This window comes from Janthinobacterium sp. GW823-FHT06H09 (genome assembly GCF_058794735.1).
On record NZ_JBXAHC010000006.1, the window covers coordinates 144,773 to 166,194 of the forward strand.

A 21,422-nucleotide genomic window follows, 5' to 3' on the forward strand; every position below is an offset into this window, starting at 1 on the left:
TGAATGGGTCCATGAGCGACGCGCAGTTTACCGCGTGGCTGCGCAACGCCTCGGCGCGGCGTCTGGTGCTGATAGAGGTGGCCGTGCGTAGCGCTGGCCAGGAGCGCACCCGCTTCCTGAGCACGGGTGCGTATGTCACGTCGCCCGATGACACGCCGCCGAACCTGGCCTACCAGTCCATCGTCTCGACGGGCATGCAGTTCACCGAACAGCTGTCGCTGGGCGGCGAGGCCAGTCTGTCGGCGGGCGACATCGAGATCCACAATCCGTCCGGCATCCGTGATGCCTGGCTCGATGACGTGTGGATGAACCGTCCGATTCGTGCCTGGATCGGCGATCCGCGCTGGCGCCGCAGCGACTTTCGCATGATCTTCAATGGCGTGGTGGCCGACATCGCGCCGAAAGGCCGCGACAAGCTGGCCCTGAAACTGCGCGACAAGCTGCAACGCCTGAATACGCCTGTCAGCGAGGCCAAGCTGGGGGGCGCGACGCCGAACAAGGATGCCGTGCTGCCACTGGTTTTTGGCGAGGTGCACAACATCACGCCGCTGCTGGCCGATCCGGCCTTGCTTCAGTACCAGGTGCATGACGGCGCCATCGAAGGGATCATCGAAGTGCGCGACAACGGGTTGCCGGTGCGAATCACGGCTGACAAGGCCAGGGGCACCGTCGTCCTGGCGGCGCCACCCGCCGGGACAGTTACCGTGACTGTGCAGGGCGACCGTCCTGGCGCCTATGCCAATACGGTGGCCGCGCTGGTGCGGCGCCTGGCGACAGCCTACGGCAAGGTGGGCGACCGCTTTGTCGATGGCGACCTCGATACGGCCAACCTGGCGGCGTTTGATGCCGCGCATCCGCAAGCGGTGGGCCTGTTCCTGGCCGGCCGCACGAATGTGCTCAATGCCTGCCAGATGCTGGCGTCCAGCTTGGGTGCGCAGCTGGTGATGTCCCGCCTGGGGCAGCTGCGGCTGCTGCAACTTAGCCTGCCTCCCGCCGGCTCGCCGACGCAGGTAGGGCCGAAGCACATGGTGGCGGGCAGCCTGACGCCAGTCAGCCGCAGCGCGCCGATGGCATCCGTCAAGCTGGGCTTCTGCAAGAACTGGACCGTGCAAACGGGTTTGCTGACAGGTATCCCAGTCCAGCACAAGGATTTGTTTGAAACGGAGTGGCTGACGGCCACCCTTGTGGACAGTGCGATACAGGCGGCCTACCGGCTCGACGCGGAACCGCTGCAGCAGGACACCATGCTGCTGCGCCGCGTCGATGCCGAGGCAGAGGCGCAGCGTCGCCTGGCGATTGGCCGCGTGCCGCGCATGGTTTACGAATTCGACGGCACGGCGGAGATGCTGGCGCTGGAATTGGGACAGGCCGTGACAGTCACGCATCCACGCTTTGGCATGGAAAACGGCGTGGCGGGGCAGGTTGTATCACTGGCCCCGGATTGGTTGACTGGACATGTGAAAGTGGGGTTTGTCGTATGAGTACCATCATGAATGACCGCGACGTGCTGTTGCAGGCAACGTCGCCACGGCTGACGGCGCCGGAAGCGGGGGCCGCGCTGCTGCTGACGGTGGACACGCCCGTGTTCCACGTCAGCACCAGCGGCGCCGGCTCGCCGGCCGCCATCAATTTCAAGGCCACGCAAATCAATTTGCCCGGCACCGTGCAATGGAGCTGCAGCGCTGGCGGCGTCCTGAGCGGTAGCGGTAACACGCGTAGCCTGGCCTATAGCGCCATGTCGGTGCAGCAGGTCACCGTGACCGCCACTTTGCTGCACGACAGCGGCGTGACGTTCACGGCGCAGCAGATCGTCAACAAGGTGCAGGACGGCGTGAATGGCGTGCCTGGATCGAATGGCAGCAGCGGCAAGTCAGCGCGCCAGTGCTTCACGCTGATCGACGGCTATGCGCTGGCCTTCAATCCGGCCAGCGTGACGGTGCAGGGCGACGCTTATCCCCCCGTGGGTACCTGGGGCGAGACGCGCCCCTGGGGCGCGGCCATCAATGGCGCCCCGGCGGAACGGCAGGTGTGGTTCCAGTCCAGCGGCAACTACGATCCGGTAACCAACCAGACTGTGTGGACGACTCCTTTCCAGAGCTATGCCAAGTTTGGCTCGCTGGAGGCGATTTCGACCAAGACGGGGGCGTTGACGTTCAGCGATACCTGTAAGTCCGCCAATGGCAATGTCGTCATTAATGCGGATGGCACGTTTTATTTGCGTTCGACGCCCAGCGAGGTGACTGGATATCAACGAATTGAACTCAATGCGAACGGATTTTACGTGTTCAATAAAGACGGCCGGGCGGTGATAGAACTGGGGATGGCTTTATGAGGGCCGCCGCGTTGATACTTCGTACCGATACAGGCCGGGTGATATTCGATTCACGGCAGGCGGCAGGCGGAGTCTGTCTTGGGATCTTCGCCATTCCGGCGACAGGAAAAACCATCATCTTTCCTGGCTTGCCGCGTGGCCGCATGCCAATGGTGGTGTATGGCGATGGGCAAAATCATGTGGAGTGGTCCTATGACGAAACACCTGGCTATCCGCGTTTTATTTTCCCCGTTAGCAGCGATTTGCCATCAACCAGTATGACGACTGCGGGAGTGTATTTGAAATGACAAATACATTGCGCATTTTGAATGCCGCTGGCGATCTCGTGGTCGATAGCGATACCCCTGGCACCGCCTGCATAGGTAAAGCGAATTTCTTGAAAACTGTACAGCCTTACTACAAGGATAGCGCATGGCAGACGGGCTACTCACAATATACGTTTGCGACGGATCGCCCGGTGCTGTGGGCGTTCGATTTGCCGCTTGGCCGGCGTGTCGGCATTTTTGGCACATCGTATCAGGATGGTGTCCATACGGTGGGGGTGTATTGCGGTACCGGAGGAGATTGGGAAAAATTTGACAGGCAGGAAGCTGTGGATGTTTGGGCCTTTTCCACCATATCCCAGGCACGCTCAAAGTTTGGTTTGATCTTACGGCATAGTAAGGAGCACTACGTGACCCATGATTTTGGCACACCGAATATCACTTTCCCGATTGCGTCCGGATCGCTGGGTGAAAGTGTCCGGATTCCTCCCGTTGATCGTCCAATCGCCATTGGAAATGCACCTTTCTACAATGTTTCGTATTTTGATCTTGAGCCTGGCTACATCCTGACGAATAGCCGCTATTTTCTTTTGCGCACCGCGAACAATACAGTGGGATATTCGGCAGGGCTCACATTCAAGAGGATTGAATCGCAAGGTCAGCGGGGTAAAGACTCAACGGTAAGTCATCCTTCGCCATTCCTGGTAATAGATGGAAGCTTCCTGCCGTAGAGATATTTTGCAAATTTCAGGAAAGAATATGTCATGACGAATTTACGCATCATCCACCACAATGCGGCTGACCTGGCCGTCATCACGGCATCGAGCCAGTCGGGGGGGCTCACCGCAGCAAACCTGTTGACGGACACTAAATCCGAAGTATGGCGGTCGACAGGCACGAGCGCCACCCTGCGCGCTGTTTTTCCCTCGACCGCTTTGATCGGCGCCTTAGCGCTGCCATTTTGCAACTTGAGTTCGGCCGCCACCTTGCGTGTGCGCGGCTACGTATTGGCGAGCGATTCGATACCCGCATTCGACACGGGCACGGTGCAGGCCTGTGCACACCAGCCGCTGGGCGCCTGGGACTGGGGCCTGGAACCCTTGGGCGTGAATGCCTTCTCGTATGGCGGCGGCGCCTACGGGCGCATCTGGTTTGCACCGGCTTGGGTGGAAAAGTTGGAAATTGACATCGATGACGCGCTCAATCCTGCCGGCTACATCGAGGCGTCGCGCCTTGTCGCCGGCATGTACTGGTCGCCTGAAAGCAATGCCGACTATGGTGCTTCGGTGACGGTCGACGATGCCAGCCAGCATTACCGCAATGAAGGCGGTGATTTGCTGACGAATGTGGGACCGCGCAGCCGCAAGCTGGCTCTGAGCCTGACTGCCATGTCGCCACCCGACCGCAGCAAGTTGATGGCCATCTTGCGCGGCAATGGCAAGTCGCGTCCGGTCTTCATCAGCCTCTTTCCGGAATCCGACGACCCCTTGCTGGAGCAGGATCACCAGGTATACGGCAAGCTGCCCGATGCGGCTGCCGTCACCACGCCGCAATTCGAACGTTATTCGACATCCATTACTGTAGAGGAAATCTGATGCCAGCCAATTTTTATCCCGGGCAAACGGACTATGTGCGCAAGCTCAACGACTTGGCGCTTGCTAAGGATGTCGCGGATATTCCGCGCAATGCGGCTGCTGCTGCGGCCAGTGCGGCAGCGGCGGGACAGGCCGCTACCAGCGCCAGCGCAGATGCAGTTAAAGCATCCGCGCAGGCCGCATCCGCAAGCGCCGCGTTTGTTTCGCTCGACGCGCGCTATCTCGGTGCTAAAGCGCTGGCGCCGACATCGGACAACGCTGGCGCAGCGCTGCTGGCCGGCGCGACCTACTGGGACACGGTGCTGAACGGCGGCTGCCTGCGCGTATTTCAGGCTGGCGCCTGGATGACGATACCCACCAACGTGGCCTCGCAAGTTGCAAGCACGCCGGCGGGTGGCATCGTTGCGACGAATGTGCAGGCCGCGCTGGCCGAATTGGATACCAAAAAAGCGGTGCGCGCGACGACGCTGGCTGGCTATGGCATTACTGATGCGCAGCCTAGCTCGTATGTGCCGGCCTGGGGCAGCATTACTGGTAAGCCACAGTTTGCGGCGGTGGCTACGTCAGGCAGCAAGGTTGATGTTGGCCTGGGTAGCGTCGACAATACGGCCGATATGGACAAGCCAGTCAGCATTACGCAAAGAGCGGCGCTGGATTTAAAAGCATCGCAGAATGGTGATGTCACACAGGACTTTAAATTAGCCAGTATTAACGGTTCGTTCATCGGCGGTATGCAGAATCGTGTCATCAACGGCGATATGCGTATCAATCAGCGTGGTGTACCTAATTCGGGCACATATCTCATTGGTTATGGTTTGGATCGTTGGAACTATGATGCATCCTATAATGGCAAGGCAGCTTATGGCCCTAATTTTTATAACGTGGCTACTCGCGCCCCCGGCTTTCCTAATTACCTTGGCTTGGGGGCTCAAGGAGCTTATAACGCTGCTGCTGGCGAAGCGTACCTGTTGCAGCAGGTAATCGAGGGTAATCATTTGGCCGACCTGCAATATGGTACAGCCAGTGCAAAAACTTGCACGTTGTCCGCTTGGGTTTACTCGAACATCGCTGGTACGCATTCGGGTGCTTTTTACAACATCTTAGCAAACAAAAGCTATGTGTTTTCTTTCTCGGTTCCTGTAGCGAACACATGGACGAAAATCGCTGTCTCTATCCCCGGTGACCTTGCAAGTGCAATGAACACGAATAATATGCAAGGCCTGCATCTGCGCTTTAACTTGGGGTCGGGGGCTAACTTTGTACGTCCAGTAACAGGTACTTGGATTACTGGCAACATGACAGGTGTAGCCGGTGCTGTAAACATGTTAGCTAATAATGGCAACTTCCTGATCACAGGTGTGCAGTTTGAAGTAGGCACAGCAACACCATTCTCGCGTCGCTCTATGGCAGAGGAAATGAGTCTGTGCATTCGTTACTACTGCAATTCGTTCCCTGAAGGTGCGGATGTAACTGTACTTGCTGCTGACGCGCTTGGGTTAATTTTATCGGGAGGCGAAGCTGTAGATTCTCTGGAAAATAACGGCCGTCATACGGTTAAGTTTCCTATCCCTATGCGTGCTACTCCGACGATCAATATGCGGGGCTATGTGGGCAATCCGTACAGCTGGGCATGCCAAGGTACGGCAGCTCAAGGGGGTGTCCAGGGCTTTTTGGGACAAGCCGGAGAAATTACCAATAAGTACATGAAAGTAAAGTCCAATACCTCGGCTCGTCAGTACAATATCCAAGGTAACTGGGAAGCCATCGCCGAAATTTAAGATTAGGAGAACGCATGTACACCATCGCAGAAGAGGCAAACGTAATCATTCGTGAAGCGGACGGGGCGATCATACCGATGGATTGCCAGAACGTCGATTACATTAAATATACTGAGTGGCTTGCGAACGGGGGCGTGCCGAAGCAGTTTGAAGCCCCATTGTCTGACGCAGTGCCCGCAGACGAACGGATTACCTAAGTTCCTGTATTTCTTATACCTCATCAACAAACCCGCTTCGGCGGGTTTTTTCATTTCCACCACCTGAAAGGCAACCATGGCCCTCGAAACCACCGCCGCCGGCGGCGCATTGATCAAACTGTTTGGCGTGCCCGTGCTGGCCGGCGCCGCCGCCACGTCGCTGGGCTTCATGTTCATGTGGCCCCAAACCACCAAGGAGGCATTTATTCGTTTTTGTTCCAGCATCATCATTTCCACCTTTCTCGGCCCCGTGCTGGTGGCCGCCGTGCTGTCGTGGTGGCCCAGTCTGTTCGACAGTGCGAAAACCGTGGCGGGCCTGTATGGCGGCGACCCGGCCACGGGATTTTTATTTATCGCCGCGCCGCTGATGGTGGCGGCCGGCTTGCCTGCCTGGTGGGTACTGGGCGCCTGCGTGCGCTGGTTCGACAAGCGGCGCGGCAAGGATATCGGCGAACTGGCGGCCGATGCGGCCGCTGCCGTCAAGGATGTGCGGGGCATGCTGTGACAGGCGCGCAATTGATGCAGATCATGCCGTTGGCCGGCCGCCGCGCTACGCTGTTCCTGGCTCCGCTGAATGCGGCGATGAACGAGTTCAGCATCGATACGCCGCTGCGCCAGGCGGCGTTTCTGGCGCAGGTGGGGCACGAATCGGGACAGTTGCGTTATGTGCGCGAGCTGGCCAGCGGCACGGCCTATGAAGGACGCGCGGACCTGGGTAATGTGGTCGCTGGCGATGGCGTGCGCTTCAAGGGGCGCGGCTTGCTGCAGGTGACGGGGCGCGCCAACTACGCGGCGTGCGGCGTGGCGCTGGATATCGACTTGCTGGCGGCGCCGCAGTTGCTGGAGCAGACGACTTTCGCATGTCGCTCGGCGGGCTGGTTCTGGCAATCGCGCGGCTTGAACCGCCTGGCCGATGCGGGCGACCAGGAACGGGTGACGCGCCGCATCAACGGTGGCGTGAACGGCCTGGCAGAGCGTCTGTCCTTGTACCAGGCTGCACGCAAGGTGCTGGCATGAAGCCGTCCTGGAGCATTGTGGCCATGCTGCTGTTGCTGGGCACGGCCGTGTTTTGCGCCCAGCGCTGGGGCCGCGAAACGGGCCGTGCCGCGTGCGCGGCGCAAGTACTGGAAGTGCAAGCCCTGTTGCGGCGCCAGAGCCAGGCGCTCGATACGATGCGGGAAGAGGGCGCACGCCGGTCGGCGCGGGTACGCCAGGCGCTGGCCACGGCGCAGACCGGGCAGGCAGAGGCGCAAGCGGCGGCAGCGCGCATCCTGGCGCTGCCGCCCGAAGGCGACGCCTGTCGTGCCGCCGAGGCCTTGATCGCCAGAGAAATGCCATGAGGTCGCCAGGCGAACGTGCCGGAAGGCATGCCGGCAGCCTCGCCAACCGTTTAGCCAGTTTGTTGCTGGTAAGCTTGTTGAGCGGCTGTGCGGCATGGGGGCCAGCATCGCAGGTGCAAGCGTGGCCGGTGAGCGCGCCATGCATCGCCACGCGCCCCGCCTCGCCCGCCTTGCCTGCGGTGCCAGCCCACGGCATCTTCGAGCAAGTGCAAGCCTTGCTGGCGCGCGAGCAATTGCGTGCCGCCCATGTGCGTCAGCTGGAAGCGCTGCTCGATGCCTGTACCGGCGGCTAACAACGCCTGATAGCGCCCACCAAAACCGTGACGAGCGCAGGGAAGGTCCGGCGCCCCGCTGGCCCGAGAAACGCCACTGCACGAAGCAGCGTGCCGCCGAGGCAGTGAGCATCGGCGGCCGCAAATGACGACGCGCATTGGTTTTTGACAGGCGTTCCAGGCAGCAGTCCCCATTCACCCGTGGCCTGCCAGCGCCGCCGCCTTCTGGTGCAGATGCGGGGCGGCATGCGAGAAAACGGTGCATTCACCGCCTGATTAGCTGATTTCTGGTGACTTTCGGCACAATCTCTGTATACAATCACCTGGCACGAAGCGTGCATGGCTACCTCGGTCATCCCATCCAAGGAGCTTCGCATGCATCATCGGCCGCTAGTGTGTTTCTGTCGTCCCGTTTCTGTCTTGCTTTTCCTTTTCACCTGCACCCATCCGTGCCGCGGTAACCCAGGAAATGGAGCGTAAATGGCCTCTCCCCGTCTGAAATCCATCCACCGCGGCGTGCCCGGTACCACGCCTGCCGCTCCGTCCCCCGTCGATGAAGTGCTGCCGGCCGGGAAACTGTTCACCCTGGGCTTGCAGCACGTACTCGTCATGTATGCGGGCGCCATCGCCGTGCCGCTGATCGTCGGCCGCGCGCTCAAGCTGCCGCCCGAGCAGGTGGCGGCGCTGATCAGTGCCGACCTGTTCTGCTGCGGCCTCGTGACCCTGATTCAGTCCTTGGGAATAGGCAAACATTTCGGCATCCGCCTGCCCGTCATGATGGGCGTGACCTTTGCCGCCGTCAGTCCCATGCTGGCCATGGCGAACAATCCGGCCCTGGGCATCACCGGCATCTTTGGCGCCGTGATCGGCGCCGGCGTCGTTTCCATGCTGATCGCGCCCTTCATCAGCCGCCTGCTGGCCCTGTTCCCGCCCGTGGTCACGGGCAGCATCATCGCCGTGATCGGCGTGTCGCTGATGCGCGTGGGCGTGAACTGGGCCATGGGCGGGCCGCCCGCCATGGCGCAGATCGCCGATCCCGTTTTCCTCAAGATGGCCGCTGCCGCCACGGCGGCCGGCTTGCCCGCGCCGCCTGGCCCCGTGCCCCTGATCGCCAACCCCGGCTACGGCGCGCTGGACAACATGGGCATCGCCTTCTTCGTGCTGGCCGTCATCTTGCTGGTGGCCAAGTATGGCCGTGGTTTCCTGTCGAATATCGCCGTGTTGATCGGCATCATCTCCGGCACGGCCCTGTCGTTTGCGCTGGGCAAGGCCGACTTCGCCAAGGTGGCCAGCGCCAAGGCTTTCGCCATCGTTACGCCGTTCCAGTTCGGCATGCCGACTTTCGACCTGGTTGCCATCGTGACCATGAGCCTGGTGATGATCGTCGTCATGATCGAGTCGCTCGGTATGTTCCTGGCCTTGGGCGAGATGACGGGCAAGCGTATCGAACAGGCCGACATCAGCCGCGGCTTGCGCGTCGATGGTCTGGGGACCTTGATCGGCGGTATCTTCAATACCTTCCCGTACACGTCGTTTTCGCAAAACGTGGGACTGGTGGGCGTGACGGGCGTGCGCAGCCGCTGGGTCTGCGTGGCGGCCGGCATCATCCTGCTCATCATGGGTGTGATCCCGAAGATCGCGCAGACGGCCGAAGCCGTGCCGGCGTTCGTGCTGGGCGGGGCAGGGCTGGTGATGTTCGGCATGGTCGCCGCGACGGGCATCCGCATTCTGGCCGGCGTCGACTACAAGAGCAACCGCAACAACCTGTTCATCGTGGCCCTGGCTATCGGCTTCGGCATGCTGCCGCTGGTGGCCGAGCAATATGCGCAGCACATGCCGAAAGTCCTGTCGCCGTTGCTACACAGCGGCATCCTGCTGGCCGCCATCGTTGCCGTGCTGCTCAATCTGTTCTTCAACGGGCTGGCGTCAAGCGAAAAAGCGCGGGAGCAGGCGCGCGAGAACAGCCATGGCAGCGATTGAGGCATCGCCGGCGCCGTGAATGCGGTGCGCGGCGCTACCGGTCAGCCAGGCGGCAGCACCCTGAGCACCACGCAATTGCGCCCCTCATCCTTGGCGTGGTACAGCGCGGCATCGGCCAGGCGCAGCAGGGCGTCCGGATCGGCGGCTCTCGGTGCCGGCTGGACCGCGATGCCGACGCTGATCGTCACCTGCCGCGCCTCCGCATTCGCGTGGGAGATACCCAGATCTTCGATCGCCCGCCGCAGTGCTTCGCCGATCTGGCGCGCTTCGTCCGCGCCGGTGTTGGGCAGCACGATCGAAAACTCTTCGCCGCCATAGCGCGCCGTCAGGTCGCCCGCGCGCCGCATGCCGGCCGCCAGCGCATGCGCGACCCGGACCAGGCATGCATCGCCGGCCTGGTGGCCGTGACTGTCGTTGAAGCGCTTGAAGTAGTCGACATCGAGCATGATGACGGCAAGCGGCCGGCCGACGCGCGTGGCACGCGCACATTCGGCACGCAATACGTCGTCGAAATGACGCCGGTTCGCCAGGCCGGTCAGACCGTCGGTGATGGACAAGGTCGCCAGTTTGCGGTTGGCGTCTTCCAGCTGTTCCGTGCGTTCGGCAACGCGCCGTTCGAGGCTGTCATGCAGCCTGGCGCTGGAGATCGAGATCATCGCCTGGGCGCCGAGCATGCGCAGGAACGCCACGCGTTCCTCCGTGAACGAGGCTTCTGCAAGCCGGTTCTCGAAATACAGGATGCCGCCGATCTGGCCGCCGTGCCGTATCGGCAGGCACATGACGGCGCGCGGCAGGTGCAACTGCACGTACGGATCGGCGGCAAAGCGCGAGGCGCCCGTGATGCAGTCTTCGATCACCTCGGCGCCGGTGCGAATGACGTAGCGCAGCAGCGACAGCGGGAACTGCGGGTCGCTGGCGGCGTTCAGGTCGAACTGGCGCGATTGCAGGACAGTGACGACATCGCCATCGATATTGGCCTCCAGCTGGTAGCTGCCTTCGGACAGCAGCAGCAGGCGCGCCACCTGCGCGCCGGCGTTTTCGCACACGATGGTAATGAGGCGCGTCAGCACGCTGCGCAGGCCCACTTCGTTCGACAGGATCTGCGACGCTTTCAGCAGCGACGCCAGGTCGAGCGCTGAACTGCCGTGCGTGTGGGAGACGGAATGACGTTGTGCGCCGCGGCCATCCATCCTTGACAGCAGTGCGCCATGGCGCGCCTGCAGCTGCGCTACCTTGCCCTGCGCACCCCACTGGCCGTAGTGCGCGATGGCGTCCTGGATGAAGATGCCGGCCACGCGCGCATGTCCTTGGTCGAACCAGCATTCGCCGCACAGTTCATTGCCCAGCGCTTGCATGTTGACGTAGCCCGCCAGGCCGGCCGCGTCGATCGCCTGCTGGTAGCAGCGCGTGGCCAGCTGCAGGTCTTCCCGGTAGCGTGCCATCTCGGCCATCACCAGCAGATGCTTGGCGTCGCTATTGTCCGAGCCTTGCCTGGCCCACTCGGCGAGGCTCGTTTGCAGCGTGCCGACCACGGCCAGCACATCGTTCGCATCGGCACGCGCAGGATCGCGCCGCAAGGCGCGGATCAGGATCAGCGCGGCGTAGAAGCTGCACTCGGCAACCTTGGCCTGGCCGCGCATGATCTGGGTGACGATGCCAAGCTGGCCGGCCAGCGGCTCGGCGTCGGCGCTGTCGAACAGGTAGGCGTTGCGTATTTTCCCCTGCAAGAAGTAGGCGCGGTACAGCTGCGAGCCGCCATACTGATCGAGGAAGCGCGCCTCGCTGAAGGCCCCATCATCGTAGCTGTCGTGACGGGGCAGGAGACCCATCAGGCATTTGATCGGCTGGACCGCGGCGGCGACGCAGCAATCGGCCATCGCCTGCTGGCCGTTGGCGCGCATCAGCGCCAGGTCGTGCTCGATGTCGTGCATCAGGTGCGGCAGGTAGTCGCCGAGGATGATACGGTCGGTGGCGCGCACGGCCGCCACCACGCCGACCTGCACGAAGTCGGCGATTTCCAGCGCCCAGCCAAACGCTTCTTCGTACAGGGCGTCGGAGCTGCGCAGCGGCTGCGTCCAGTGGTTGCTGAGCGCGCCGAACATCAGGCCCGTGAGCGTGCGCGTCTGCAGGTTGGCACGGCGCCTGGCCAGCGCCATCGCCATCGCGCCGAAGGCGTAGCCGCGCGCGATGTCGCCGCTGTACAGCGCAAGCATCATCGCGTAGCCGACATAGGCGACAGCGCTGAAATCGCTGTTCCCCCGCTGCATCGACAGCCGCGTCATCGACACCACCATCAGCGCGCTCAGATCCTGCTGGCCGGCGTAGTAGCTGGCCATCCACAGGCCCTGCATCATCTGCATCGCGGCCACGGCGTCCGGCTCGCACATGTCATCGGCCGCCAGCAGGGTGTCGGGCGCGTGCGCGCCAGGCTGCTGTCCGATGTCGGCGAGAATGTCGCTGAAGCGCGCCTTCATCTGCGCCACATCGTGCGGGATGTCGATGTGCAGCAGCGCCAGGCCGTCGCGCTGCACGGCAATGGCGTCGAGCAGGCGGCCCTGCAATTGATACTGGTGCGCCTGGATGGCAATGCAGCGCACCTGCTGCAAGGGGCTCAGGGAGCGGGCGCGCACCAGTGGATAGATCGCCTCGGCCGTATCGAACTGGCCGCACAGGTAAGCCGCTTCGGCCGCGCCCAGCTGCAGGTCGAGCCAAAGGCTGGCGTGGACGCTCCATGCGTGCTCCGGCAGCAGCTCGAGACCTATGCGCATGTGTTCCAGGGTGGACTGGAACGCGGCGGAACGCCGTGCCTTGACGCCGGCCTGGAGATTGAGCGTCGCCAGCTGCACGCGCTCGTCCGCATCCTTGATCAGCGCGCGACCGGCGTTGAGCTGCTCGACGATTTCAAACAGTGTTGCGTCCTGGTGCTGCGGCGCCGTATGCCGCAGGAGCAAGCGGCCGATGAGCAGATGGTTGGCCACGCGCGTAGCGTCGTCGGCGACCAGGTAGGCGGCCTGCTGCACCCGGTCGTGCAGGAAGCGGTAAGCGACGCCGCTGTTGGCCGCATCGCTGTCGCCACTGACGTACTTATAGCGTTCGTCGAGCGGCTGGATCAAGCCCGCCCTGAGCGCCGGCCACAGGTCTTGCTGCGTTTTGCGGTGAGCGCGGTCCATTGCCAGCGCGAGCGTATCGAGCGTGAAGCGGTTGCCGCAGGAGGCGGCCAGTTGCAGCAGATGCTGCGTCACCGTGGGCAGGCGGCGGATTTTTTCCAGCAGCACCTCGACCACGTTGTCGGTATATTTGGCCTGTTCTATCGCGGGCAGGTCCCAGTCCCAGCAATCGTCGGCGGCCCGGTAGCGCAGATGGCCCGTCTCATTGAGCGAAGCGAGGAACTGGTTGAGGAAAAAGGGATTGCCGGCCGTCTTGCGGTAGCAAATACTGGTCAACGGCGCACAATCGTGGGTTGCCACGCGCACGGTGGCCGAGACCATTTGCGCCACCTGCGGCTCGGTCAATGCGCTCAGTAACAGCGTCGACAGGCGTACCTCGCGGGCGAGCAGCTTGTCGCGCAGCGCGATCAGCGGATGATCGGCGCTCACCTCGTTGTCGCGATACGCGCCGATGAACAGCATGCAGCTCTTGTCGCAGGAGACCATCAGCAGTTCGATCATTCGCAACGTGGCCGCATCGGCCCATTGCAGGTCGTCGAGGAACAGCACCAGCGGATGCCCGGCGCAGGCGAACACTTCAACGAAGCGGGGGAAGAGGCGGTCCAGGCGCAGCTGGGCCTGTGCCGGGTCCGACGCGGGCACTGCGTCCGTGGGGCCGACGATCAGCGCCAGTTGGGGAATCAGTTCGATCAGCATGCCGATGCCGCTGCCCAGCACCTCGTGCAGTTTGGCGGACCACTGCCGCAGCGTTTCCTCGGGTTGGCCGAGCAGCTGGCGCACCAGCTCCTGGAAGGCCTGGATCAGCGGGGCATACGGCACGTCGCGCTGGAGCTGGTCAAATTTACCGGACAGGAAGCAGCCGCGCCGCGCGATGATGGGCTTTTGTACTTCGTTGACGACCGCCGACTTGCCGATGCCCGAATGGCCGGCCACCAGCAGCATCTCGCACCTGCCCGCGGCGCTGCGTTCAAATGCCGCCAGCAGCACGGCGATGCCATCCTCGCGCCCGTGCAGCGTTTGCGGCACGAGGAAACGGCCGTTGTGGTCGGACAGCTTGAGCGTCTGCGCCGGCTTTTGCGCGCGGCATGCTTCGAGATCGCTGCGCAAGCCCTGCAAGCTTTGGTAGCGCTGATCGGCATTTTTTTCCAGCAGCCGCTGGATGATCGGCAGCAGCTGGCCAGGCAAGCTTGCCAGCGCCGGGTGCGACCAGTCGGGACTGCGCGCAATGTGGCAATGCACGAGTTCCATCTCGTCGCCCGTCTCGAACGGCGCCTGGCCGGCCAGCAGCTCGTAGAAGGTGGCGCCCAGCGCATAGAAATCGGCGCGCCAATCGACGCGCCGGTTCATGCGTCCGGTCTGTTCCGGCGCCATGTAGCGCAGCGTGCCTTCCAGCGTCTGGAGATTGGCGATGCCATGGCTTTCGTACGGCAGTTCGCAGGCGATGCCGAAGTCGATCAGCTGCAGCAGGCGCCGGTCGCCATTCCACACCAGATTGGCGGGATTGATGTCTTTGTGGATCACGCCCTGACGATGAACCTCGTCCAGCGCCGCGCACAGTTGCAGCGCGATGTCGAAAAAGTCGTCCAGCGCCAAGGCGGGTTGCGACGGCATCCTGCGCGCCGCCACCTGCGCACGCAACACCTGGTCGAGCGCCTGGCCGCCGCAATCTTCCACGATCATCGTCCAGCACCCGCCGTGCAGCTGCAGCGCCAGCGGATGCGCCACGCCAGGATGGCGGCAGCGGCGCGCGATCGCATACTCGCGCTTGAATTGCGCCAGTTGCTGAAAGGAGGGGAACTGCTGATTGGGTTGCTTGACGATCAGCGCGGTGCCATCGGCGGCCCTGGCACGGTAAACCCGTGAGCGGACACCGCTGTGCAGCTGTTTGATGATCTCGTGGTCGAAAAGAGAGCGCATGGGCTAGCAGTACACAGACGGTTGCGGGAGCCTGGAGGCGCACATTTCGGAATATTACTTGATTGTAAGTATTATATCAGTAGGGGGCTTTGGAGGAGGGAGAGGGGGGCGGGGTGTTGTAAAAACGTCAGTGGGAGCAGGTTAGCCCGGGTGTGGGAATTGATCGTGATGACAGTCGCGGCAAGGTGAAGAAGTAGAGGTGATGGAGGTGTCGGAATTTACAGACAAGGAAGAGTTACGCGTAGATGCCGCACCTCGGCCAGCACATGCTATTGGGCAAGATACAAGAGGATTTTCTGGAATTGAGGAAGCCTCCATACCTTTCTTGAACTAGTTATCACTTAGGTGCAAGTCCATCGCCTTGCAATATGGGTAGCCACACATTGTGCGCAATTTTTTCGAAACCCGTCGACGTTGGATGAAGCTCGTTAGCCCAGTCGTCGTCACCTAAGGTGCCGCGACTATCGACAAGACGAACGCGGCCTGGATAACGAGCGACCAACCCCTTCAACCGCAAAGTGAACTCGTCGATCAAAAAACGGATGCAGGAATCCTGCAGGTGGGTAGGCACGTTTGCGACTACTAGCGATGCTCGCAGCCATTTGCTTTCGGCACCAAAGATGCCGATACCTGTTGGCCGAGCATAGTCGTAGTTATGTAAATAGATCTTCGTTGGTCCGGTTGCATTTTGCGTCGTATTCCAAGTTGCACCAATTATCTTGTCGATAAGAGCGATGAAGCTTCCCGTAACTTTATTTAAAAATCGGTTCAGGCTTTGCTCGTCATCACCGGATCGGTAGCAAGCTTCAGCCGAAGTGCAGGCGGAGCAGTCTTTTAGCAGTAGCGGGCGCATATCGGATAGGCCGGCGAAGTCGTTCCCTCCACCGCTTATGAAAACAGCCGACAAAGAATCCCCATGTAGTTGTAATGCGGTCTGGATTCTTCTTTTATAGGTTCCGTAAACATAATCGTAGGCTTCGGCACCGTTATTTCCGTGAGCTAGAATGTAATGTTCCTTTTTTTCAACCAAATTTCCTAATTTGCTTAATAATGAGCCACCAGGAAGAGGATACCAGAACCAGCTGTCGCCGATTGCCAATATTGACGGCTGATGAAAATCGTTCTGCATCATGGTCTCGTCCCAATAAACATTTTTGTTGTGCATGATAATTTCTCCAGTATGAACCATCTTTGAATTCATGCTTAGGATTCTTGCTGGAAAGCGGACAGATCCCTAAGCATTACGAATATTTTTTTCCTCTGGCGATGAGGTCAAGCAGGTGAGAATGTGCGAAACGCGCTTATGAAATTTTTTGATAATTTGTATTTTTGTATTTCATCGGTATAAGAAATGGTGCCTGATTCTATTGGTTGCTTCGGTGCGTCTTCCTTAATTGGCTGAGTAAATTTCTCAATCTGACAATTTGATGCTAAATTAAATTTCATTCCGTCATCAGTTTTTTGAAACTGTGACTGTATATAATTTTCTTTTTGATGGATTGTTAAGATTGGCTCTCTATTAGTCAGCAGAGAGCTAATTAGGTTCATTTTTTGGATTCGAATGGCACCGCCGGCCTTGACGCCGCCGTGAGGCTGCTTGAACAAGCTGATGGTGCTCGCCAGCTCGTCCTCGCTGGCTTTTATCGCCGCCGCACGGCCATGGTCAGCCGCTTTTCTAGAGAGCGTTTGACGTCACTCTGTGGGCGGTGATGGCGGCGATCACGCCGGGGCAGGGGGCAGGGCGTCGTCCTCATGGTCGTACTCCACCACGTCGCCGTCGGGGTAATGCTTCGTGTGGATAGTGTCGTCGGACTCGCGTGCCTCAGACGCTTGCGGATACATCGCCGCGTAATCACGCCGCGCGTTAGGTGGTCTCTCGGGAAAAGACGATCAACTGTTCGCCCATGGTCCGCACCGACTAGGTGGGCGTGCTGTCAGCGTGCCGCGCGGCCCATTTCAGCAGGGGGACGTCGTACTGCTGTCAGAACTTGTCCCGGTAGGGCGGCATGTGCTTTATCTCGGCCGGATGCTGGATGTCCAGGCAACCGGCCTCGCCGGTTTGACCGCGATGCGCTCGGTCAGGTTCAGCTTGATCGAGATATCGACTGTTTCACGGTTGTTGAATTCGAGCTTGAAGGCGATGCCCTGCTTGCGCGTTTCCTCATTGGTCATCAGGTCGAGCTGGTGAACTTTCAGCCAGGCGAGCAGGGCCACCATGATGGCGCCGGCGTCGGAGTCGCTCGCGTAATCACGGCGTAAATCTGGCGTAACCGCTAGAGGTTTTTGTTGGATTTAATCTGGATTAAGGGGAATGGCGGGATGTAAAAAAAAGCCATTAAACCGTTGATTATATTGGGTTTAATGGCTTTTTTGATGTTTTTGAATTCTGTGCGCTGGTGCCCGGAGCCGGAAACTCAACCTATTGAATAATGCGGCTTCCCGGGGTGTTGGCGTAATTTTGGCGTAAACGAAATTAATTCTTTTCTCGGTACGATTCGGCCCAGGCGATCACCTCCTTTGCATTATACAGGGGCTGCGCATGCCCCTTCGACGTTGGCAGCCGGATGGCTTTCGGGAAGCTTGGAAGACACGCCATGCGTTCCCGCACGGTTCCCGGTTCCCGCTTTAAGTACTGCGCGATTGTGGCGATGTCCCACAGGTCAATCGCCAGCGGAATGGCGGGACGCTGCAATTTATCGATGGCCAGAGCCAGTTTGGCGACGAATTCCGTTTCGTTCATATTCATTGTGTGCTCCTGGCCGCCGTACCGGCAGTGATAGTTGTAAGGTTCTTCGGCAATGCTGTGACAAGGTGTTGTTCTTTTGTAACTCTGGCGAACAGCGCATGCTCATTTTTTAAAGCACGCAGGATTTCGGCATAGTTTCGAAATGCGTTGCCACCCTCGTCCGGGGTGCGCGCTTCGGCAAATTCCTCAGCCATCAGAATTGCGCCATCGAGTACCGACTCATGCCGCGCGGCCAGGGCCATGTATTTCTGATCCGCGTATTCGGCAATCACCAATGCGAACGCTTCGGCCTCGGTGCGCTGCGGGACTTCGGCGCCGTGCTTGCGATAGTCACGCAGCCGGCAGAATTCTTTGTATTGGTCCATAGGGTTTGTTTGTGCTTCAGTTGATTGATTAAATTGGCCGAAAAACAGCTTTCTTCGTTGCTTGTCACTCATGCAGACCAACTCGTGGAAATATTGCTCGTTCAGGTAGCTCATCATGCGGGGATACTCTCGTCTTTTTTTGCGGGCTGCACTTCACCCTGGCAATGCCATGTTCAGTCCGATCTGCGCACGACTTACACTCAGCACGACCATGCCGCCGCGCTCTACGGTGACGCCGCCACGGTACTTCCAGACGCGTGCAATGTCGCCTGGCTGACTCCCGGCCATAACTAGCGCGTCAAGGCGCATTTCTTCGCTAGTCAGCTTCGCTTGGAAGGATTTTTTGTAGGTGGTTTTGTTCATGGCTTAAAACTCCGTGGTCAAACTGCCGTCTGGCAGTCTGAACATCACATCGAATCTCACTCCGCAGTCGCTGCCCATTCGCAATGCCTCGTGGTATGTGCCGCACCTGCAATGGTCCCAAACGTATTCGTCCACCGTTCCAGGGTTCTCTACCACTACCCAGCGCTTCGCCTCGTGTTTCTCAGCCAGCTTCTGTGCGCGCAGCACGCGTGCCGCCTCACGATCTGCGCTGGTGATTGGTTTACGCGGTGCGCGAACCTCTGGCGGGAACATGTCGAGCGTTGCGGTATCGTTCATGCGGCCACCAACAGGGCAGGGCGGATGGAAACGATGGCCGACAGTGGCACCGCGCGGAACATGCCAGGCCACTGGTGGTCCAGCTCTACCCAGGCGTGCAGCTCGCCATTGCCCACGTCGCGGCGCAGGTCGCTGACGGTGCCGGCCTGGTAGCCCTCGTCGCTGTCGAAACTTACGCGATCACCTACCGCGACAGTGCGTTCGTTGCAGTTTTTCCTGCCTTGAATGTCAAGAAGGGCCAGCGACGCATCTACGTCGGCAATCATCTCAAGTTGCAGAGCGATTTTCACATCGTCGGAAGACCGCAATCCGGACAGATAGGCTCTACGCTGTCTCAGTGCATTGCGGGCCTCGTCGGCCTGATTGTTGGATATTGTCAAAGTGTTCAGCATTGCGGTGCTCCTTTCAGTTTGGCGGTAACGCCGCACACGCCGTAGCGGTCGATGGCGGCGTCGATCACGTCGCCGCTGGATGCGGCAACCTCGAAAAATTCAAAGCGTTCGGTTTGCGTGCGAACGATCACGGCAAAGGTGCTCATGTGCCATCCCCTTCAAGGTGCGGCGAGTCAGGGACGATCAGCCTGGGATACGGGCAGGCGTTGACGGCCGCCCAAGCGGCAATGACCGCTGTTTTTGCCTCGTCGGACAGATTGGGCGCGGGCGCCGCCGCTGGCGTGGCCGGGGCAGGGCGGTCGGGGTGCGTACAGTTATTTACACGAGTCCGAGGAACGGCAACCCCAACAGCCACCCCGCGAGCGCCTGTGGCCTGTACCGGCGTCCACGTATGGCGCACGGACTTGAAGACCACGCCGATGAGGTCGCTGCAACGCACGCCGTAGGGCGTGATGCGCTGCGTTTCGCCGTAGCGCCCGATGACGGTCTTTTCGTCCTTGGCCAGGGTGACGACCAGTTCCTTGCGCGGCACCAGGGCGCCGCCCTGGGCGCGCAGGTACTCGGCCCAGCAGGCGCGCTTTTCGCCGTCGATCTTCTGCACGGCGTCCCAGGCGCGGCGCATGGCGGCTGGGGCCTCGTTGAGCATGCTTTCCTCGATGCGGCGCAGCTCGCGCCACACGGTGACGGGCGCACCGCCCCATTGCTGGAATTGGCGGATGCCCCAGCACGCGGCCCAGGACTCGACGCGCGCCGATGGCGTCAGCTCGACATCGCCTTCGGTGTCGGCCGCGACGACATAGCCTTCCTTGGTTTTGTGCTCGGCCACGCCGTCGATGTTCTTGGCCACGTACTTGGCGATATAGCCGGCGGCGCTGCCCTTGGCCCAGTCGATGCGTTTCACGTCCAGGCGGCGCGCGAAGGCGCCCGGTTCGCCACGGTCCACGCGCCAGGCGTAGCGCTTCATGATGCGGATGGCGCGGCCGACCACGTCCTGCAGGTGGACGGTCTTGTATTTCGCGGTGGGGCGCACGAACAGCAGCAGATGCCAGTGCGGACAGCCGTCGTGGTGCGGCTCTGCAATGCGAAAGCCGTACAGGCCGATGCCCCGGCGCGCCAGCGCGGAGCGGCACAGCGATGTCATCTTGCCTAAATATGCATTGGCCTCGCGTGGCGTGGAGCCGTCGAACTTTTCGTTGGGCTTGCCGCTGTGCTGCATGGCGTGAAAGCGTGATGGGCACGTCCAGGTGATGAAAATGCCCTGGTCGCCGCACTCGCGGGCGATCTGCTCGAAGCCGTTGATGCGCAACATCAGCTCGCCGCGCCGTATGGCCTTGTTGGCAGTGGTCTTCTCGGCCAGCTCGGCAATGCTGAATTGCTGGCCGTTCTCGTTCTGCACCAGGGTGGCGGCCAGCGCTGCCGCATTACGCCGGTTCTGCGCCAGGCGCGACAGCACGGCGTCATTGCTGGCGTAGGGTTCACCGCTGTATTTCACATAGCCCAGGCGGATATTGCCCGCTTCAAAGGCGCGCTTGACGCGCTTGCGCAACTGGCGGCGCCACCAGCGGGCATCCACCAGGCGGGCGATGGTGTCGGTCATCGTGTCGAACTCGGGCAGCTCGACGCCATACGAGGCGCATTCGTCTTCCATGATCTGCAGGGCGTGCGTGTCGGACACGGCCATCCACAGCATTTTGCTCACGCCGGCCGCCGCGCGCTCGGCGGTGGCCACGATATCGGCATCGCTCTGCGACAGGTCGACGCCGGCCGGCACATACTGTTCGGCAAACTGGCGCACAAAGCTGGTGGCGACGGATTCATAGATTTTGTACCAGGACGACCAGGCCATCTTGGCCATGGCGGCCGTGATGACGCGGTTGCGCCATTTGTAGGGAATGCGGGCCAGCTCGGGCGCGAAGTGGGCGGAACGCAAGAAGGCTTCGTGGCGTTGCGGGGCAGGCAGCAGGATTTGTTTAGATTGCATTCAACAGTCTTTCGTACACACGGATAGCGGCAGAGGTGGCGGCGCGCAGCGCGATGCGCTCTGCTTCGGTAAATGAGTGGATGGGCGATTCCCAGCGGTCGGCGTCCATGCCGGCGGCGATCAACACGGAGCGGCGCGCGCCACGCGGGGACAATCCCCAGGCCTGGGCGATAAAGCGCGCCTCGCTAGCACGCCGCTGCTCGATGGCGCGCAAGCTGGCCCGCTCGGCCAGGCTGGCTTTCGCCGCAGCGATGGCTGCCAGTGCCTCCGGCGCCCCTGGGGGCGTCGGCACGTCCCTGTCACGGGCGGCGAGGATAGCCGTCGCTGGCAGGAACGACAGGTGATTGTCGATAAGGGACGCCGGCATGGTTCAGTCCTTGATGAAGCCAATGGCCCGCAGCACGCCGGGGGTAATGACGATCAGGAGCGACAGCAGC

The 21,422-nt window shown here is 60.9% G+C and carries 24 protein-coding genes; 12 read left to right on the plus strand and 12 right to left on the minus strand.

Features of this window, described 5'->3' with window-relative positions:
* The first annotated feature begins 11 nt into the window (after positions 1-11).
* From AC1Q6X_RS11770 to AC1Q6X_RS11825, 12 genes are all read left to right on the plus strand, one after another.
* A complete protein-coding gene (locus tag AC1Q6X_RS11770; protein ID WP_492497109.1) occupies positions 12-1,481 on the plus strand; it encodes a hypothetical protein in 1,470 nt (489 codons plus the stop codon).
* Complete coding sequence (locus tag AC1Q6X_RS11775) at positions 1,478-2,332, plus strand: hypothetical protein (RefSeq protein ID WP_230504779.1); 855 nt, start codon at positions 1,478-1,480, stop codon at positions 2,330-2,332. Before AC1Q6X_RS11770 ends, AC1Q6X_RS11775 begins: the two co-directional genes overlap by 4 nt.
* Positions 2,329-2,619 carry a hypothetical protein gene (locus AC1Q6X_RS11780; RefSeq protein ID WP_230504781.1) on the plus strand — a complete coding sequence of 97 codons (291 nt, stop codon included), beginning with the start codon at positions 2,329-2,331 and terminating at the stop codon, positions 2,617-2,619. Before AC1Q6X_RS11775 ends, AC1Q6X_RS11780 begins: the two co-directional genes overlap by 4 nt.
* Complete coding sequence (locus AC1Q6X_RS11785; RefSeq protein WP_143450066.1) at positions 2,616-3,326, plus strand: hypothetical protein; 711 nt, start codon at positions 2,616-2,618, stop codon at positions 3,324-3,326. The genes AC1Q6X_RS11780 and AC1Q6X_RS11785 overlap by 4 nt, the downstream gene beginning before the upstream one ends.
* A gap of 33 nt (positions 3,327-3,359) precedes the next feature.
* On the plus strand, positions 3,360-4,190 hold the full coding sequence (locus AC1Q6X_RS11790) for a hypothetical protein (RefSeq protein WP_492497112.1): 831 nt from the start codon (positions 3,360-3,362) through the stop codon (positions 4,188-4,190).
* Positions 4,190-5,968: a hypothetical protein gene (locus AC1Q6X_RS11795; protein WP_492497114.1), complete on the plus strand. Its 1,779-nt coding sequence runs from the start codon at positions 4,190-4,192 to the stop codon at positions 5,966-5,968. The genes AC1Q6X_RS11790 and AC1Q6X_RS11795 overlap by 1 nt, the downstream gene beginning before the upstream one ends.
* A 14-nt stretch (positions 5,969-5,982) precedes the next feature.
* Positions 5,983-6,165 (plus strand): hypothetical protein, encoded by a 183-nt coding sequence (locus AC1Q6X_RS11800; protein WP_492497116.1) that lies wholly within the window; start codon positions 5,983-5,985, stop codon positions 6,163-6,165.
* A gap of 76 nt (positions 6,166-6,241) precedes the next feature.
* Positions 6,242-6,670, plus strand: a complete 429-nt coding sequence (locus tag AC1Q6X_RS11805; RefSeq protein WP_070313495.1) for a hypothetical protein — start codon at positions 6,242-6,244, stop codon at positions 6,668-6,670.
* 14 nt (positions 6,671-6,684) lie between these two features.
* Entirely contained in the window at positions 6,685-7,182 is a 498-nt protein-coding gene (locus AC1Q6X_RS11810; RefSeq protein WP_492497118.1) for a glycoside hydrolase family 19 protein, read from the plus strand.
* A complete protein-coding gene (locus AC1Q6X_RS11815) occupies positions 7,179-7,505 on the plus strand; it encodes a hypothetical protein (RefSeq protein ID WP_492497120.1) in 327 nt (108 codons plus the stop codon). The genes AC1Q6X_RS11810 and AC1Q6X_RS11815 overlap by 4 nt, the downstream gene beginning before the upstream one ends.
* A 128-nt stretch (positions 7,506-7,633) precedes the next feature.
* Positions 7,634-7,798, plus strand: a complete 165-nt coding sequence (locus AC1Q6X_RS11820; protein ID WP_180279150.1) for a hypothetical protein — start codon at positions 7,634-7,636, stop codon at positions 7,796-7,798.
* Positions 7,799-8,257: 459 nt separating this feature from the next.
* Positions 8,258-9,757, plus strand: coding sequence for a nucleobase:cation symporter-2 family protein (locus AC1Q6X_RS11825; RefSeq protein WP_492497123.1), 1,500 nt, complete (start codon positions 8,258-8,260; stop codon positions 9,755-9,757).
* A 41-nt stretch (positions 9,758-9,798) separates the two neighbouring features.
* On the opposite strand, the gene AC1Q6X_RS11830 is transcribed toward AC1Q6X_RS11825, so the two are convergent.
* The 12 genes from AC1Q6X_RS11830 to AC1Q6X_RS11885 form a co-directional block, all read right to left on the minus strand.
* Positions 9,799-14,841, minus strand: a complete 5,043-nt coding sequence (locus AC1Q6X_RS11830) for a diguanylate cyclase domain-containing protein (protein ID WP_492497124.1) — start codon at positions 14,839-14,841, stop codon at positions 9,799-9,801.
* Between the two features lie 337 nt (positions 14,842-15,178).
* Complete coding sequence (locus AC1Q6X_RS11835; RefSeq protein WP_205602260.1) at positions 15,179-16,042, minus strand: SGNH/GDSL hydrolase family protein; 864 nt, start codon at positions 16,040-16,042, stop codon at positions 15,179-15,181.
* 71 nt (positions 16,043-16,113) lie between these two features.
* Positions 16,114-16,446 (minus strand): hypothetical protein, encoded by a 333-nt coding sequence (locus tag AC1Q6X_RS11840; protein ID WP_492497126.1) that lies wholly within the window; start codon positions 16,444-16,446, stop codon positions 16,114-16,116.
* Between the two features lie 408 nt (positions 16,447-16,854).
* Positions 16,855-17,133, minus strand: coding sequence for a phage tail protein (locus tag AC1Q6X_RS11845; protein ID WP_492497451.1), 279 nt, complete (start codon positions 17,131-17,133; stop codon positions 16,855-16,857).
* A gap of 181 nt (positions 17,134-17,314) precedes the next feature.
* Entirely contained in the window at positions 17,315-17,587 is a 273-nt protein-coding gene (locus AC1Q6X_RS11850; RefSeq protein ID WP_227741996.1) for a hypothetical protein, read from the minus strand.
* Positions 17,584-18,069, minus strand: coding sequence for a hypothetical protein (locus AC1Q6X_RS11855; protein WP_492497129.1), 486 nt, complete (start codon positions 18,067-18,069; stop codon positions 17,584-17,586). Before AC1Q6X_RS11855 ends, AC1Q6X_RS11850 begins: the two co-directional genes overlap by 4 nt.
* A gap of 36 nt (positions 18,070-18,105) precedes the next feature.
* Complete coding sequence (locus tag AC1Q6X_RS11860) at positions 18,106-18,315, minus strand: hypothetical protein (protein WP_492497130.1); 210 nt, start codon at positions 18,313-18,315, stop codon at positions 18,106-18,108.
* Between the two features lie 3 nt (positions 18,316-18,318).
* Entirely contained in the window at positions 18,319-18,612 is a 294-nt protein-coding gene (locus AC1Q6X_RS11865) for a hypothetical protein (protein WP_492497132.1), read from the minus strand.
* Positions 18,609-19,004 (minus strand): hypothetical protein, encoded by a 396-nt coding sequence (locus tag AC1Q6X_RS11870; RefSeq protein WP_492497133.1) that lies wholly within the window; start codon positions 19,002-19,004, stop codon positions 18,609-18,611. Before AC1Q6X_RS11870 ends, AC1Q6X_RS11865 begins: the two co-directional genes overlap by 4 nt.
* Positions 18,998-19,150: a hypothetical protein gene (locus AC1Q6X_RS11875; protein WP_175445091.1), complete on the minus strand. Its 153-nt coding sequence runs from the start codon at positions 19,148-19,150 to the stop codon at positions 18,998-19,000. Before AC1Q6X_RS11875 ends, AC1Q6X_RS11870 begins: the two co-directional genes overlap by 7 nt.
* Entirely contained in the window at positions 19,147-20,985 is a 1,839-nt protein-coding gene (locus AC1Q6X_RS11880) for a replication endonuclease (RefSeq protein WP_492497134.1), read from the minus strand. The genes AC1Q6X_RS11875 and AC1Q6X_RS11880 overlap by 4 nt, the downstream gene beginning before the upstream one ends.
* Positions 20,975-21,352, minus strand: a complete 378-nt coding sequence (locus AC1Q6X_RS11885; protein WP_492497135.1) for a hypothetical protein — start codon at positions 21,350-21,352, stop codon at positions 20,975-20,977. The genes AC1Q6X_RS11880 and AC1Q6X_RS11885 overlap by 11 nt, the downstream gene beginning before the upstream one ends.
* Positions 21,353-21,422 lie beyond the last annotated feature (70 nt).

What these genes read in the sequence shown, in the direction of transcription:
- AC1Q6X_RS11770 (WP_492497109.1), top strand. Translation starts at nt 12, where the DNA reads ATGAGCGACGCGCAGTTTACCGCGTGGCTGCGCAACGCCTCGGCGCGG.
- AC1Q6X_RS11775 (WP_230504779.1), top strand. Translation starts at nt 1,478, where the DNA reads ATGAGTACCATCATGAATGACCGCGACGTGCTGTTGCAGGCAACGTCG.
- AC1Q6X_RS11780 (WP_230504781.1), top strand. Translation starts at nt 2,329, where the DNA reads ATGAGGGCCGCCGCGTTGATACTTCGTACCGATACAGGCCGGGTGATA.
- AC1Q6X_RS11785 (WP_143450066.1), top strand. Translation starts at nt 2,616, where the DNA reads ATGACAAATACATTGCGCATTTTGAATGCCGCTGGCGATCTCGTGGTC.
- AC1Q6X_RS11790 (WP_492497112.1), top strand. Translation starts at nt 3,360, where the DNA reads ATGACGAATTTACGCATCATCCACCACAATGCGGCTGACCTGGCCGTC.
- AC1Q6X_RS11795 (WP_492497114.1), top strand. Translation starts at nt 4,190, where the DNA reads ATGCCAGCCAATTTTTATCCCGGGCAAACGGACTATGTGCGCAAGCTC.
- AC1Q6X_RS11800 (WP_492497116.1), top strand. Translation starts at nt 5,983, where the DNA reads ATGTACACCATCGCAGAAGAGGCAAACGTAATCATTCGTGAAGCGGAC.
- AC1Q6X_RS11805 (WP_070313495.1), top strand. Translation starts at nt 6,242, where the DNA reads ATGGCCCTCGAAACCACCGCCGCCGGCGGCGCATTGATCAAACTGTTT.
- AC1Q6X_RS11810 (WP_492497118.1), top strand. Translation starts at nt 6,685, where the DNA reads ATGCAGATCATGCCGTTGGCCGGCCGCCGCGCTACGCTGTTCCTGGCT.
- AC1Q6X_RS11815 (WP_492497120.1), top strand. Translation starts at nt 7,179, where the DNA reads ATGAAGCCGTCCTGGAGCATTGTGGCCATGCTGCTGTTGCTGGGCACG.
- AC1Q6X_RS11825 (WP_492497123.1), top strand. Translation starts at nt 8,258, where the DNA reads ATGGCCTCTCCCCGTCTGAAATCCATCCACCGCGGCGTGCCCGGTACC.
- AC1Q6X_RS11830 (WP_492497124.1), bottom strand. Translation starts at nt 14,841, where the DNA reads ATGCGCTCTCTTTTCGACCACGAGATCATCAAACAGCTGCACAGCGGT.
- AC1Q6X_RS11835 (WP_205602260.1), bottom strand. Translation starts at nt 16,042, where the DNA reads ATGAATTCAAAGATGGTTCATACTGGAGAAATTATCATGCACAACAAA.
- AC1Q6X_RS11850 (WP_227741996.1), bottom strand. Translation starts at nt 17,587, where the DNA reads ATGAATATGAACGAAACGGAATTCGTCGCCAAACTGGCTCTGGCCATC.
- AC1Q6X_RS11855 (WP_492497129.1), bottom strand. Translation starts at nt 18,069, where the DNA reads ATGATGAGCTACCTGAACGAGCAATATTTCCACGAGTTGGTCTGCATG.
- AC1Q6X_RS11860 (WP_492497130.1), bottom strand. Translation starts at nt 18,315, where the DNA reads ATGAACAAAACCACCTACAAAAAATCCTTCCAAGCGAAGCTGACTAGC.
- AC1Q6X_RS11865 (WP_492497132.1), bottom strand. Translation starts at nt 18,612, where the DNA reads ATGAACGATACCGCAACGCTCGACATGTTCCCGCCAGAGGTTCGCGCA.
- AC1Q6X_RS11870 (WP_492497133.1), bottom strand. Translation starts at nt 19,004, where the DNA reads ATGCTGAACACTTTGACAATATCCAACAATCAGGCCGACGAGGCCCGC.
- AC1Q6X_RS11875 (WP_175445091.1), bottom strand. Translation starts at nt 19,150, where the DNA reads ATGAGCACCTTTGCCGTGATCGTTCGCACGCAAACCGAACGCTTTGAA.
- AC1Q6X_RS11880 (WP_492497134.1), bottom strand. Translation starts at nt 20,985, where the DNA reads ATGCAATCTAAACAAATCCTGCTGCCTGCCCCGCAACGCCACGAAGCC.
- AC1Q6X_RS11885 (WP_492497135.1), bottom strand. Translation starts at nt 21,352, where the DNA reads ATGCCGGCGTCCCTTATCGACAATCACCTGTCGTTCCTGCCAGCGACG.